Below are 14,070 nucleotides of genomic sequence, written 5' to 3'. Positions count from 1 at the left end.
CACAAAATCATGGGGATTTATTCTCCAAGAGAGCAGAAAACCATGGCAGCGGCAATATTTTTTGAGCAATATACCAAGCTCCAAAAAAGAATGCCATTTGTACAAGAACGTAACTCCATGCAGCCCCTATCACCCCCAGCCGATTAACTAGAAAAACGGTTAGGATCACGTTAAAAACCCCAATACAAAAAGTTAATTTAGCGAGATAGGCCGTTCTTTCGGCAAAAAACACAAACCCCACGACCACATAATACATACCCATAAAAGCGTTACCAAAGCCTATCAGCTGGGCAGCCTTCAGAGAATCACCATACTCCCGCCCAACAATCCAGGGATAAACATAAGGAAGAAGGCTCACATAAGATATGGCCAGAATCAGGAAAAATAGAAATGACACCCAGCACTGTCGTACAATACGGATCCCCGAATCACGATCTCTTCCCTGCAACTCACTTAGCAGATGAGGACCAAAAGCCTTTACAATTGCATCAACCAATATCCCTACAACCATGCCCATCTGCGCACCGACCGCATAACTACCCGTCGCAGTAACCCCCAGGACCGAGGTTATGATGAACCTGTCACTCATGGCTATCATCATTCCACCAATCGCATGGGGGATCAGCGGCCCACCAAAACGTAACGCCGCCTTGGCATACTCAATATCAAACCGCCAGTCGATCCCCCCTGCACGTTGCAAGCTATACAACGCCAACAAACCAAACAGGAAAACAGCGCTTACCAGACCGAGCCCCCGGCCCTCCCAGCCCATCCCCAGAACAAGAACCAACCCAAGGGAAAGGGACAGATTGAATAAGGTTTGGGAGATCTGGAATATTCCATATCGTAAAACCTGATTCTTGACCTGCCAAACTACCAACCTGATTTGCATGATTGTTTGAGCAGCAGAGGCCAAAACGGCCACAAGCAGCCATTCGACAGGAAGGTTCACCCAACGAGACAGAGGGGAAGACACAAAAAAAACGACTAATAAAGTTAATAGCGTGCTCCCGCTCAGGACAGCGAGAGAGGTTCCGAGAAAACGCGGGTGATTGGTTTCCCGATCAAAATAACGAACGCTGACCGCCCCATGGAGACTAAGACCAGTAAAAGCCGAAAGCACACTCATGACAGTAGTGAGCATTGCAACTATGCCGTACTCCCCTGGCGATAGAACCCTCGTCAAGACGGGCAATAAGAAAAATGGAATCGCACTATTGATAACGTTCGCCGATGCATAGCTTACGACGGAGCCAAACAGCTTCCTGAAAGGACTCATGAAACTCTCTGAAGTGCTTTCTGCAACGATTCGACGACGAAGCTCTGCTGCTCATCGGTGATGTCAGGCCCCATGGGTAGACTCAAAACCTCCTGACTGCAAAGCTCGGCCGCAGGAAAACTACCCTTTTTGAGCCCAAGATGGGCAAAGGCAGGCTGCAAATGCAAGGGAGTCGGATAATGCACGGAAGTCGGCACGCCAAGGGCATTCAATTCCCGGGATAAGTCGTCGCGCGCCTTTACCCGAAGGGTGTACTGCGCATAGACACTGCTGGTCTGGGGAAGAATATAAGGAGTCACGACAGCAGGACATGCACTCGATATCAATTGATCATAACGAGCTGCAACCCTTGATCTCTGCTCCACCTCCCAATCAAAGCGCTCCAACTTGGCAAGCAGGACGGCAGCCTGCAGCGTATCCAGACGACCATTGAGGCCCACGCGAGGGTGATGGTAGCGCCTATCCTGCCCATGGATACGAATCTCGCGCATGCTCTTGGCCAAGTCGTCATCGTCGGTGAACAGGGCTCCACCATCACCATAAGCCCCAGCGGCTTGGACGGGAAAAAACTGGTTGAACCGATACCACTAAGAGCACAAGAGCGACGCCCCTTGTATGTCGCACCAAACGACTGGGCGGCATCCTCAATGACTGTCAGTCCGTGCTTTTGAGCGATGGCATTAATGGCATCGAAATCAGCACACTGCCCGTACAGGCTGACAGGCATGATTGCCTTGGTACGAGGCGTAATTGCAGATTCGATTTTTTCCGGGTCGATGTTGCAGGTATTAGGGTCAACATCGACAAAAACAGGTGTTGCACCCAGTAAAGCGATCATCTCGCCTGTCGAAATAAAGGTGAACGGTGTAGTAATGACCTCATCTCCACGACCGATCCCAAGCGCCATCATCGCGATCAGAAGCGTACAGGTACCACTGCTCGCACTGATACAGTGCTTGACCCCGGCATATTCGGCCAGCTTCACTTCAAGCTCTACAACCTCTGGGCCCATGATGTATTTACCGTGATCGAGTACACGCTCGATACGTTCGTTGATTGATGCTTTGAGCTCGTGGTACTGGGTCTTGAGATCTATAAATTCCATGACAGGCTTCAATAGCGGTGCTGTACACCGTGGTGGTTCATGTTGACAAATGCTCGATAGGCGTGAGACACGACACGGCATCCACTGGAGAACATCCCCCTCATATGCGGAGGCAGATGAAGGGCGAAAGATATCTGCTAAGTTAGCGGGCGAATCGCGACCACAAATGAATTTCCTCCACGCTCACACCACGACAAGCCGCCGCCCTTCAAGACGATAGACAGTACCAGTTTGCCCACAGGTAGTTTCAGCCTCTCCCGCAATAGGCAGATCCAGGCGCTCGCCAAACTCACTCATCCAACCAACCTGGCGAGCCGGGACCCCTACCATCAGGGCATAGGCAGGCACATCCCTGTTGATCACAGCCCCTGCCCCTACGAAAGCATACTCACCAATAGTGACGCCACAGACAATCGTGCAATTGGCGCCCAGGGTCGCCCCCTTTCGGACTAATGTGTCGCGATACTCATTCTTGCGCTCAATCAGCGAACGAGGGTTATAGACATTGGTGAACACCATGCTTGGCCCACAGAAAACGCCCTCCTCCAGGATCACGTTGTCATAGACCGAGACGTTGTTCTGAATCTTGCAATTATCCCCAATGATCACCTTGTTACCGACAAAGACATTCTGCCCAAGGGATACACCCTTGCCGATACGGGCACCACCGCAGACATGCACAAAGTGCCATATCCGCGAACCCTCCCCGATTTGCGCACCTTCATCGACAATGGCAGAAGGGTGGACCTGATAGTTCATACCAGCCTCAGCGATCCAGGGATGCCAGGAAAGGGTGCCCCTCATCACTCTGCGGCGCAACGACAGCCGACGAGCGAATGGTATTCACGGTTTCCACACAATGGCGCGCATCTTCGATGCCATAACCACGCCCAGCGAGAATTTCCCGGTAACTGGTGGTATGCAGATCGGTAAAGCCCTCGGAGAACTCCATTTCCTCGCCATCGACCGTGATGGAGCGATAGGTCGGCTTCTTGCCCTTGACCGAATCGGGCAAGTCCTGGGCATCGATGGAGAGGAACCAGCGCACGCGCGCCTTCTCATACTCCAGATAGCCAGCAGCCTTGTAGTCGCTGGCAAAGTGCACGACGTTGCGTTGCAACTTGCCGAAGATGAAATGCAGCATGTCGTAGAAGTGCACACCAATATTGGTGGCGACCCCATAGGACTTGCGCGGATCCCCCTTCCAGCTCTCCATGTACCACTTGCCCCGCGACGTGATGTAGGTAAGTTCTACATCGTACTTGCCATCACGAGTCGCGCCGGCAACCTTCTCCTTGAGGTCAAGGATGGCCTGGTGATGACGCAACTGCAGGATGTTGTAAACCCGCTTGCCGGTCTCACGCTCGACTTGGGCCAACTCGTCCAGCACTTGCGGAGTAGGTACCAGCGGTTTCTCGCAAATGACATCGCAGCCAAGGCGCAATCCGGCCGCAATGTGCGCATGATGCAGGTAGTTGGGTGAACAGACCGAGACATAATCCAGAGCCGTTTCCGCACTACGCTTGAGTTGCCAGGCGTGCTCGATGAAACGTTCAAATTCGGTAAAGAACTCGCTCTGCGGCGATAGGCTATCAATGATTCCTACCGAATCGTTGATGTCATAGGCGGATACCAGTTCGTTAGCCGTGTCTTTGATTGCGCGCATGTGCCGTGGAGCGATATAGCCAGCAGCGCCGATAAGGGCAAAACGTTTCAAGGGGAGCACTCCAGCAATCAGGCTTTGATGATATGAGCTTCAGGGGTACGGTATTTACCGCGACTATCGATCACCAACCGGGCATGCTGGCGAATCAGCTCATAGTCGAATCTGTCGTGATCGGTGGCCAGCACGACAGCATCGAAACCCGCCAGGCTTTCGGCCGTCAGAGCCTCGCTGGACAGATCGAAATGATGCTCGCGCATTTTCGGGAAGACCGGAACATGCGGATCGCTGTAGGCCACGACACACCCCTTGGCCACCAGTAGTTCCATGATTTCGACGGAGGGCGACTCACGCATATCGTCCACGTTTTTCTTGTAGGCGATACCGAGCACCAGCACCCTGCTGCCTTTCAGTGCCTTGCCATCGTTGTTCAGCCCATCCATCAATTTGCTGACCACATATTCGGGCATGGCCTGATTGACCTCCCCGGACAACTCGATGAAACGCGTGTGCAGGCCATACTCGCGAGCCTTCCAAGTCAGATAGAACGGGTCGATCGGGATGCAGTGCCCACCCAGCCCCGGTCCCGGATAGTAGGGAGTGAAACCGAACGGTTTGGTCGCGGCCGCGTCGACCACCTCGAAAATATCGATGCCCATTCGGTCGGCAACCACTTTCATCTCATTGACCAGGCCGATATTCACCGCACGGTGGATGTTCTCCAACAGCTTGGTCATTTCAGCTGCCTTGGTTGAACTGACCGGAACAACGCGATCAATCGCCTGCTCGTACAGCGCAATACCGACCTCCAGGCAAGCCGGGGTATGCCCACCGATCACCTTGGGGATGGTACGGGTTTCAAAGTCGGGATTACCTGGATCCTCACGCTCGGGCGAATAGACCAGGAAGATGTTCTCACCTACTTTCAAACCGACTTCCTGAACCCGCGGGAGCAACTCTTCCTCCGTGGTACCCGGATAGGTCGTGCTCTCCAGGGACACCACCTGCCCCTCACGCAAATAGGGCTTGATCGCTTCGGTGGTATTGATCACGAAGCTCATGTCCGGTTCGCGGTACTTGTTCAGGGGCGTTGGCACGCACAGGATCAAGGCATCGCACTCACTGGCCCGACGGAAATCAGTGGTGCCTTCAAAACCACTCTGGCGGGCAGCGAGTATTTTCTCTGCCGGGATGTGCTCAATATAACTTTGCCCGGCATTCAATCGGGAGACCTTTACCTCATCGATATCGATACCGAGCACACGAAACCCGATGGCGTTGTAGCGCAGCATCAAGGGCAGCCCGACATAACCCAGCCCGACGATACCGATCAGAGCTTCTCTGCTTTTGAACTTGCCAACACTCGCCCGCTTGATGCCCGACATCAGGTTAAATTCCCATTTGATTCTTGAACAATTGACACTTCAACCAGTCGGGGGAGGTCACCCGAGGCTGATATTTTCCTTTGCATACCTGCCTGGCATTTCCAGACGAGTGCCCATACACCCGACGCCCGCCAGACACCCAACGCACCCTATGGTGACCATTCTCGCATGCACACGATAGAGTTCCTGCCTGATGGGTCGCGGACCGCGCTACAGCGCCGGAGTGAACGCCGCCAGTCTGAAGGCGATTCAGATCCACCTGAAGAAAGCCGCACCTGGCTCTGTAACCAAAAAGACTTATTATGCCACTTCTCTTCCTGTATGGCTTTAATGATCAACCCAGGCGCCTTGATGCATCCTGATGATTTCGGAAGGCATAAAAAAATCCCCGTATCTTTCGATACGGGGATTTCAGATATGGTCGGGGTAAGGGGATTCGAACTCCTGACATCCTGCTCCCAAAGCAGGCGCGCTACCGGACTGCGCTATACCCCGGTAAAAAAAAGGCACCTTCAGGAGGCGCCTTCTGCGATCAGCGCTTTTGGCTTCCGATCTTAAGATTTGATTCCAGCGAACTGGTTTCAAAAATGGTGGGTCGTGTAGGATTCGAACCTACGACCAATTGGTTAAAAGCCAACTGCTCTACCAACTGAGCTAACGACCCGAATATGGTCGGGGTAAGGGGATTCGAACTCCTGACATCCTGCTCCCAAAGCAGGCGCGCTACCGGACTGCGCTATACCCCGGTTTGAAATTGGCTCCGTGACCAGGACTCGAACCTGGGACCCAATGATTAACAGTCATTTGCTCTACCGACTGAGCTATCACGGAACAGCACATTTCAAGCTACAACTCTAACGCTTCACTCCCATCGCTGGAAGCCTACTCTTCGCCGCTTTCGCATTTCTGCGTTTGCGTCTCTGAGGCGCGTCATTTTACAACCTTTCAACTCTCTGTCAACCCCTAAATTGCTTTCAAGACACTGAATTTGCAATCTTTTTTCTGGAATTCTCTTTGCAGGGAGATCCGGGGATGACCGTGTTGCGGGGCGCACTTTACAAGCCTTTTTCATTGAATTCAACGCCTTGGCGAAAAAAAAGGCCTCGCGATGCGAGGCCCTTCCCTTTCGGCGCTGCCACCAATCAGGCAAAGACGATCTCGTCGTTCTCCACCTGGCCCGTGATGCTGCTCCCCGGTACGAAGCGTCCCGACAGGATCAACTGGGCCAGCGGGTTTTCGATCCAGCGCTGGATCGCCCGCTTCAGCGGCCGCGCACCATACACCGGGTCGTACCCCACGGCGATAAGCTTGTCCAACGCCTCGTCACTCAACGTCAGCGTCAGCTCGCGCTCGGCCAGGCGACCCCGCAGGCGGCCCAACTGGATCTCGGTAATACCGGCGATCTGATCCCGCGCCAGCGGCTCGAAGATCACCACTTCGTCGACCCGGTTGATGAACTCCGGCCGGAAATGGCTGCCCAGTGCATCCATGACCGCCGCCCGCTGGGCCTCTCGATCACCAACCAGTTCCTGGATCTGCGTCGAGCCGAGGTTGGAGGTCATCACCACCACGGTATTGCGGAAGTCCACGGTACGGCCGTGACTGTCGGTCAGGCGACCATCCTCCAGCACCTGCAGCAGGATATTGAACACATCCGGATGCGCCTTCTCGACCTCGTCCAGCAGGATCACCGAATACGGCTTGCGGCGCACCGCCTCGGTCAGGTAACCACCCTCTTCATAACCGACATACCCCGGAGGCGCACCGATCAGGCGAGCCACGGAGTGTTTCTCCATGAACTCGGACATGTCGATCCGCACCATGGCTTCCTCGGTGTCGAACAGGAATTCGGCCAGGGCCTTGCACAGCTCGGTCTTGCCGACCCCGGTCGGGCCGAGGAACATGAACGAACCGCTCGGGCGATTCGGGTCGGCCAAGCCGGCACGGGAACGCCGCACCGCGTTGGCCACCGCCACCACGGCCTCGCTCTGGCCGATGACGCGCTGATGCAGCAGGCTCTCCATCTTCAGCAGCTTCTCACGCTCGCCCTCGAGCATTTTCGACACCGGGATGCCGGTCCACTTCGATACCACCTCGGCGATCTCTTCCTCGGTGACCTTGCTGCGCAGCAACTGATTCTCGCTGTGACCATGCTGGTCGACCATCTGCAGGCTGCGCTCCAGGTCCGGGATCACCCCGTACTGCAATTCGGCCATGCGATTGAGGTCGCCCTTGCGGCGCGCTGCCTCCAATTCCTGGCGCGACTGCTCGATTTTCTGCTGGATCTGCGCCGAACCCTGCACCTCGGCCTTCTCCGAGGCCCAGACGTCTTCCAGGTCGGAGTACTCGCGCTCCAGCCGGGCGATGTCCTCCTGGAGTTTTTCCAGGCGCTTGATCGCCGCCTCATCGTCCTCTTTCTTCAGGGCCTGAGCTTCGACCTTGAGCTGGATCAGACGTCGCTCCAGGCGATCGAGCACTTCCGGCTTGGAGTCGATCTCCATGCGGATACGGCTGGCCGCTTCGTCGATCAGGTCGATGGCCTTGTCCGGCAACTGACGATCAGTGATGTAGCGATGGCTGAGCCTGGCCGCCGCGATGATCGCACCGTCGGTGATCGCCACCTTGTGGTGCACTTCATAGCGCTCTTTCAGGCCGCGCAGGATGGCAATGGTGTCCTCCTCGCTCGGCTCGTCCACCAGCACCTTCTGGAAGCGTCGCTCGAGCGCCGCATCCTTCTCTATATATTGACGGTACTCGTTGAGGGTGGTCGCACCGACGCAATGCAGCTCACCGCGGGCCAGGGCCGGCTTGAGCATGTTGCCCGCATCCATCGAGCCCTCGCCCTTGCCGGCGCCGACCATGGTGTGCAGTTCGTCGATGAACAGGATGATCTGCCCTTCCTGCTTCGACAGTTCATTGAGCAGTGCCTTGAGGCGCTCCTCGAACTCACCGCGGTACTTGGCCCCGGCGATCAGCGCGCCCATGTCCAGCGACAGCAGGCGCTTGCCCTTGAGGCCGTCGGGCACTTCACCATTGATGATGCGCTGGGCCAGGCCCTCGGCGATGGCGGTCTTGCCCACACCAGGCTCGCCGATCAGCACCGGGTTGTTCTTGGTCCGCCGTTGCAGCACCTGGATGGTACGGCGAATCTCGTCGTCGCGACCGATCACCGGGTCGAGCTTGCCGTCCTCGGCACGCTTGGTCAGGTCGACGGTGTACTTGTCCAGGGCCTGGCGCGACTCCTCGACGTTGGCGTCATTGACGGCCGCGCCGCCGCGCAGGTTGTTGATCGCGTTCTCCAGGGCCTTCTTGCTGACGCCCTGGCCGAGCAGCAACTTGCCCAGCTTGCTGTTCTCGTCCATGGCGGCGAGCAACACCAGTTCGCTGGAGATGAATTGGTCGCCCTTCTGCTGGGCCAGGCGGTCGGCCTGGTTCAACAGGCGCGCCAGATCCTGCGACATGTTGACGTCGCCGGTGGGATTCTGGATTTTCGGCAGCTTGTCGAGTTCCTTGCTCAATTCCTTGCGCAGGCTGTTGACCTCGAAGCCAACCTGCATCAGCAGGGGTTTGATCGAACCACCCTGCTGTTCCAGCAATGCCTGCAACAGGTGGGTCGGTTCGATGGCCGGATGATCGAGGCCAACGGCCAGGGATTGGGCATCGGACAAAGCCAACTGCAATTTGCTGGTTAATCGGTCTATACGCATTAGTCACCTTCCTTTTGAGCAGGCCGGAGCGATGGACACACCTGAATGGAGAAGCCTGCCAGATGCATTTATAGATACGGGCGATTCTGGGAGTTTCAAGCGCCGAACGATTGACGCAGGTCAGGACAGTCTAGTCGGCGAGCCAGACCAGGGAGGCGAAACGGCCGGTGCGAGGGCTGCGCCGGTAGGAATAGAAGCGTGGATCGGAGACGGTACAGAAGCCGCCACCGTAAACGGCGGTGACCCCACGTGCCGCCAGACGCAGGCGGGCCAGGGCATAGATGTCGGCCATGAAGCGGCCGGCGTTGCAGCTGGGGACGAAGGCCTCGATGGTTTCCGGGTGAGTGGCGATGAAGGCTTCGCGCACTTCCGCCCCCACTTCGAACGCCCGGGGACCGATGGCCGGTCCGAGCCAGACCAGAATCTCCGAGGACGCCACGTCGAGGCGGTCGACTGTCGCCTCCAGCACGCCCGCCGCCAGGCCACGCCAACCGGCATGGGCCGCCGCCACCCGGGTGCCGGCACGATCACAGAACAACGCCGGCAGACAGTCGGCGGTCATCGCCGTGCAGGCCACCCCGGGCGTCATCGTCCAACTGCCATCGGCCTCGGCGGTCACCTGCGGATCAGCCTCGACCACCCCCACGCCGTGCACCTGGCGCAGCCAGGCCGGGCGGATGGAGAAGGCGCTATTGAGGCGTCGGCGGTTTTCCGCGACCGCGGCCGGGTCATCCTCGACATGATCGCCCAGGTTCAGGCTGTCGAACGGTGCCTGGCTGACACCGCCGGCCCGAGTGGTAACGCAGGACCTGACCCGCGCCGGCGCAGGCCAGTCCGGAATCAGGAAATCGCTCACCCGACGAATGCCTCGCGGTCCTGCTTGAGCAGCGACAGCAGCCAGACGAAATCGTCCGGCAACGGCGACTCCCAGCTCATGCGCTTGCCGGTGGTCGGATGCTCCAGCTCCAGGAACCGCGCGTGCAGTGCCTGGCGCGGGAAGTTCTTCAGCGAGTCGACCATGGTCGGGCTGGCTGCCGGTGGAATCCGGAAACGTCCACCGTAGACAGGGTCACCCACCAACGGGAAATTGATGTGCGCCATGTGCACGCGGATCTGGTGGGTCCGACCGGTTTCCAGCTTCACCCGCACATGGGTATGGGAGCGGAAGCGCTCGAGCACACGGTAATGGCTGACCGCCGGCTTGCCGCCTTCCATCACCGCCATGCGCTGGCGCTGCTGGCCGTGCCGGCCGATCGGGGCATTGATCTTGCCGCCCGCGGTGACCACGCCGATCACGATGCATTCATAGATGCGGCTGACGGTACGGCTCTGCAACTGGGCCACCAGTTGCGTCTGCGCCTGGATGGTCTTGGCCACCACCATCAGCCCGGTGGTGTCCTTGTCGAGCCGGTGCACGATACCGGCACGGGGCACGTTGACGATGTCCGGCACGTGGTGCAGCAGGGCGTTGAGCAGGGTACCGCTGGCATGCCCGGCAGCCGGGTGCACCACCAGGCCCGCCGGTTTGTTGATCACCAGGATATCGTCATCTTCGTAGACGATATCGAGCTCGATGTCCTGGGCCACCCACTCGCCCTGGGCTTCCTGTTCGGCGGTCAGTTCGAGAACGGAGCCGCCGTGGACGATATCGCGCGGGCGGATCACCGCACCATCCACCGTCAGGCGGCCGTCCTTGATCCAGGTGGAAAGGCGCGAGCGCGAATGCTCGGAAAACAGTTGGGCGGCGACTTGATCGAGGCGTTGACCGCCCAGCTCGGACGGCACCTCTGCGCGAAGTTCAATTTTATCGGACATGCTCGGACTGGGCGTCGGCACAGCCTTTGGTTTCGGCTGCGCGCTTGTGGTTAAATACGGCGTCTTTTGCCCCGAGGCTTTCAACGGGGCGTTCATCATAACAGGACGGCTCCGCCCAAGACAGCGGCCGTCATAGGGACGCAAGCCGCCATGCAAGTGAAACACCTGCTGCTGATCGCCATCCTCGCACTGACCGCTGCTTGCTCATCGAAGGAAGTCGTCGACGAAAACCTGAGCGAAGTCGAGCTGTACCAGCAGGCACAGGCCGACCTGGACAACAACAGCTACACCGCCGCCACCGCCAAGCTCAAGGCCCTGGAGTCGCGTTATCCGTTCGGGCGCTATGCCGACCAGGCACAGCTCGAACTGATCTACGCCAACTACAAGAACTCCGAGCCGGAAGCCGCCAAGTCCGCCGCCGAGCGTTTCATCCGCCTGCACCCGCAGCACCCGAACGTGGATTACGCCTACTACCTCAAGGGCCTGACCTCGTTCGACCAGGACGTCGGCCTGCTGGCGCGGTTCCTGCCGCTGGACATGACCAAGCGTGACCCGGGTGCCGCCCGCGACTCCTACAACGAGTTCGCCCAACTGACCAGCCGCTACCCCAACAGCCGCTACGCGCCGGACGCCAAGCAGCGCATGATCTACCTGCGCAACCTGCTGGCGGCCTACGAAATCCACGTGGCCGACTACTACCTGACCCGTCAGGCCTACGTCGCCGCCGCCAACCGCGGTCGCTATGTGGTGGAAAACTTCCAGGAAACCCCTTCGGTCGGCGACGGCCTGGCGGTGATGGTCGAGGCCTACCAACGCCTGCACCTCGACGAACTGGCGGCCAGCAGCCTGGAAGTGCTGAAGGCCAACTACCCGAACCACCCGAGCCTGGTCGACGGCCAGTTCGTGCCAAGCGTTGCCGAGGCGGACAACCGCTCCTGGCTCAGCAAGGCCACCCTCGGCCTGATCGAGTCGCGTCCTCCGCTGCCACCGGGAGAAACCCGCGCCAACCAGGACGTGATGAAACAGTTCCAGGACGCCAAGGACGCGATCCCGGCCGACCTGAAGCCGACCGAAAGCGATGCCGCCCAGGAAGAGCAGCATGAGGCCGAAGGCAACAACAGCGACCGTTCGTGGTTCAGCTACATGACCTTCGGCCTGTTCGACTGAGCCAGGGTTGCCTGCCGGAAAAAGAGCCTTTCGAGGCTCTTTTTTTTGCCTTCAGCCCGGGCAGCCGCGATTGCACTGGGCTCATGCCATGAGCTTGGCTAAACTGCCGGATCATTCGCCGAAAAGCTGGTTGCCATGGTTCGTCTACTGTTCTGGATCGCTCTGATCGCTGCTGCCGTATGGTTCTGGCGCAAATTCAAACGGGCCGCAACCGCCAGCCGCCCCGCCGACGAACCCAACGCTGCACCCATGGTGCGCTGTGCCCATTGTGGTGTGCACCTGCCCCGCGACCACGCTCTGAGCCAGCAGCAACAGTGGTATTGCAGCCAGGCTCACCTCGAGCAAGGTCCGGGCCCTCGTGACCGCTGAGACCTTCAGTCTCGGCGGAGCCCAGGCGCAGCGCCTGCTCAGGCTCTACAACCTCTACCGCTTGAGCATCGGCATCGCCCTGGTCCTGCTGATTTCCAGCAGGATGGACGACAAGCTGCTGGAACTGACCGACGGCGAACTGTTTCGCACCGGCAGTTGGATCTACCTGATCCTGAACATCCTGGTGGTGGTGCTGCTGGAAAACCCCAGGCGCCAGGCCCAGGTCTTCAGCCTGGCACTGGCCGACGCGGTGATGCTGTCGGGCCTGTTCTATGCCGCAGGTGGCCCGCCGAGTGGTCTGGGCAACCTGCTGATCGCCTCGGTCGCCATCAGCAACGTGCTGCTGCGCGGCCGCATAGGGTTGCTGATCGCGGCCATTTCAGCCAGCGGCATCATCTACCTGACCTTCTACCTGAGCTTCAGCCTCCCGGCGGCGGCCAACTACTATGTGCAGGCCGGGCTGCTGGGCGTGCTGTGCTTCGCCGCGTCCTTCCTCGTCCAGGGGCTGACCCGCCTGCTGAACGTCAGCGAAACCCTGGCCGAACAACGTGCCAGCGACGTGACCAAGCTCGAAGAGCTCAACGCCCTGATCCTGCAACGCATGCACACCGGCATCCTGGTGCTCGACGCCGAACATCGCGTGCAACTGGTCAACCAGAGCGGGCTGGCGCTGCTGGGCCAGGAGCATCTGCTCGGGCGAGTGATCGACCCCTACTCGCCGGAGCTGATCGCCCGCCTGCGCCTGTGGCAAAGCAACCCGACATTGCGCCCGCAAAGCCTCAAGGTCGAGGGCAGTGACGTGGTCCTGCAGCCCAGCTTCATCGCCCTGCAGCGGGGCGAGCAGCGCCAGACGCTGATCTTCCTCGAAGACCTGTCGAAAATCGCCCAACAGGCCCAACAGCTCAAACTCGCCGCCCTGGGCCGACTGACCGCCGGGATCGCCCACGAAATCCGCAACCCACTGGGCGCCATCAGCCACGCGGCCCAGTTGCTGCAGGAATCGGAGGAACTGCAAGGTCCCGACCGGCGTCTCACGCAAATAATCCAGGACCAGTCCAAGCGCATGAATCTGGTGATCGAGAACGTCCTGCAACTGTCGCGGCGACGCCAGGCCGAGCCACAACTGCTCGACCTGAGCCCCTGGCTGCAGGCCTTTGTAAGCGACTGGCGCGAAAGAGCCGGCCCGGGCCAGCAACTGCACCTGCGGATCGAGAACGATTGGCTGAAGACCCACGCCGACCCGCAGCAAATGACCCAGGTGCTGAACAACCTGCTGGAGAACGGCCTGCGCTACAGCGCGCAGTTGCATGACCAGGCCGAAGTCTGGCTGACCCTGTCGCGCGAGCGCAGGAACGACCTGCCGACGCTCGAGGTCCGCGACAACGGCCCCGGTGTCGCTCCGGAGCAGTTGCAGCACCTGTTCGAACCCTTCTTCACCACCGAAAGCCAGGGCACGGGCCTGGGCCTGTACCTGTCCCGCGAGTTATGCGAAAGCAACCAGGCCCGCCTAGACTATTCAAGGCACGAAGGCGGCAGTTGCTTTCGCATCACCTTCGCACACGTACTTAAACAGAGTTGAG

The 14,070-nt window shown here is 58.8% G+C and carries 10 protein-coding genes, 4 tRNA genes and 1 pseudogene; 3 read left to right on the top strand and 12 right to left on the bottom strand.

Annotation, left to right across the window (positions count from 1 at the left end; genetic code table 11):
- Nucleotides 1-7: 7 nt before the first annotated feature.
- The 12 genes and pseudogenes from ACZ5KU_RS04245 to rluD all read right to left on the bottom strand — a co-directional run bounded on the left by ACZ5KU_RS04245 (nucleotide 8) and on the right by rluD (nucleotide 10,954).
- Nucleotides 8-1,279: a lipopolysaccharide biosynthesis protein gene (locus ACZ5KU_RS04245; RefSeq protein WP_054059016.1), complete on the bottom strand. Its 1,272-nt coding sequence runs from the start codon at nucleotides 1,277-1,279 to the stop codon at nucleotides 8-10.
- A pseudogene (locus ACZ5KU_RS04240) lies at nucleotides 1,276-2,291 on the bottom strand (DegT/DnrJ/EryC1/StrS family aminotransferase). Before ACZ5KU_RS04240 ends, ACZ5KU_RS04245 begins: the two are co-directional and overlap by 4 nt.
- 276 nt (nucleotides 2,292-2,567) lie before the next feature.
- Nucleotides 2,568-3,143: an acyltransferase gene (locus ACZ5KU_RS04235; protein ID WP_464736857.1), complete on the bottom strand. Its 576-nt coding sequence runs from the start codon at nucleotides 3,141-3,143 to the stop codon at nucleotides 2,568-2,570.
- Between the two features lie 7 nt (nucleotides 3,144-3,150).
- Nucleotides 3,151-4,101 (bottom strand): UDP-N-acetyl-2-amino-2-deoxy-D-glucuronate oxidase, encoded by a 951-nt coding sequence (gene wbpB / locus ACZ5KU_RS04230; RefSeq protein WP_054059019.1) that lies wholly within the window; start codon nucleotides 4,099-4,101, stop codon nucleotides 3,151-3,153.
- 17 nt (nucleotides 4,102-4,118) lie between these two features.
- On the bottom strand, nucleotides 4,119-5,432 hold the full coding sequence (gene wbpA, locus ACZ5KU_RS04225) for a UDP-N-acetyl-D-glucosamine 6-dehydrogenase (protein WP_054059020.1): 1,314 nt from the start codon (nucleotides 5,430-5,432) through the stop codon (nucleotides 4,119-4,121).
- A 418-nt stretch (nucleotides 5,433-5,850) separates the two neighbouring features.
- Nucleotides 5,851-5,927 (bottom strand) — tRNA-Pro (locus tag ACZ5KU_RS04220).
- A 93-nt stretch (nucleotides 5,928-6,020) separates the two neighbouring features.
- Nucleotides 6,021-6,096 (bottom strand) — tRNA-Lys (locus ACZ5KU_RS04215).
- A 5-nt stretch (nucleotides 6,097-6,101) separates the two neighbouring features.
- A tRNA-Pro gene (locus tag ACZ5KU_RS04210) sits at nucleotides 6,102-6,178 on the bottom strand.
- A 9-nt stretch (nucleotides 6,179-6,187) separates the two neighbouring features.
- Nucleotides 6,188-6,263 (bottom strand) — tRNA-Asn (locus ACZ5KU_RS04205).
- A 311-nt stretch (nucleotides 6,264-6,574) separates the two neighbouring features.
- The gene (clpB, locus tag ACZ5KU_RS04200; RefSeq protein WP_054059021.1) at nucleotides 6,575-9,139 is read right to left on the bottom strand and encodes an ATP-dependent chaperone ClpB; all 2,565 of its coding nucleotides are present in this window, start codon (nucleotides 9,137-9,139) and stop codon (nucleotides 6,575-6,577) included.
- A gap of 130 nt (nucleotides 9,140-9,269) precedes the next feature.
- Entirely contained in the window at nucleotides 9,270-9,995 is a 726-nt protein-coding gene (gene pgeF / locus ACZ5KU_RS04195) for a peptidoglycan editing factor PgeF (protein WP_054063786.1), read from the bottom strand.
- Nucleotides 9,992-10,954, bottom strand: coding sequence for a 23S rRNA pseudouridine(1911/1915/1917) synthase RluD (gene rluD, locus ACZ5KU_RS04190; protein WP_026145391.1), 963 nt, complete (start codon nucleotides 10,952-10,954; stop codon nucleotides 9,992-9,994). Before rluD ends, pgeF begins: the two co-directional genes overlap by 4 nt.
- Before the next feature lie 150 nt (nucleotides 10,955-11,104).
- Between rluD and ACZ5KU_RS04185 the strand changes: the two genes are divergently transcribed.
- The 3 genes from ACZ5KU_RS04185 to ACZ5KU_RS04175 all read left to right on the top strand — a co-directional run bounded on the left by ACZ5KU_RS04185 (nucleotide 11,105) and on the right by ACZ5KU_RS04175 (nucleotide 14,069).
- Nucleotides 11,105-12,121 (top strand): outer membrane protein assembly factor BamD, encoded by a 1,017-nt coding sequence (locus tag ACZ5KU_RS04185; RefSeq protein WP_054059023.1) that lies wholly within the window; start codon nucleotides 11,105-11,107, stop codon nucleotides 12,119-12,121.
- Between the two features lie 135 nt (nucleotides 12,122-12,256).
- Complete coding sequence (locus ACZ5KU_RS04180) at nucleotides 12,257-12,490, top strand: PP0621 family protein (RefSeq protein WP_081005993.1); 234 nt, start codon at nucleotides 12,257-12,259, stop codon at nucleotides 12,488-12,490.
- Entirely contained in the window at nucleotides 12,480-14,069 is a 1,590-nt protein-coding gene (locus ACZ5KU_RS04175) for a sensor histidine kinase (protein WP_054063784.1), read from the top strand. Before ACZ5KU_RS04180 ends, ACZ5KU_RS04175 begins: the two co-directional genes overlap by 11 nt.
- Nucleotide 14,070 lies beyond the last annotated feature (1 nt).

The sequence above is a fragment of the Pseudomonas sp. Tof1 genome (genome assembly GCF_055390395.1).
This window is presented reverse-complemented; position numbering and strand designations above follow the sequence as displayed.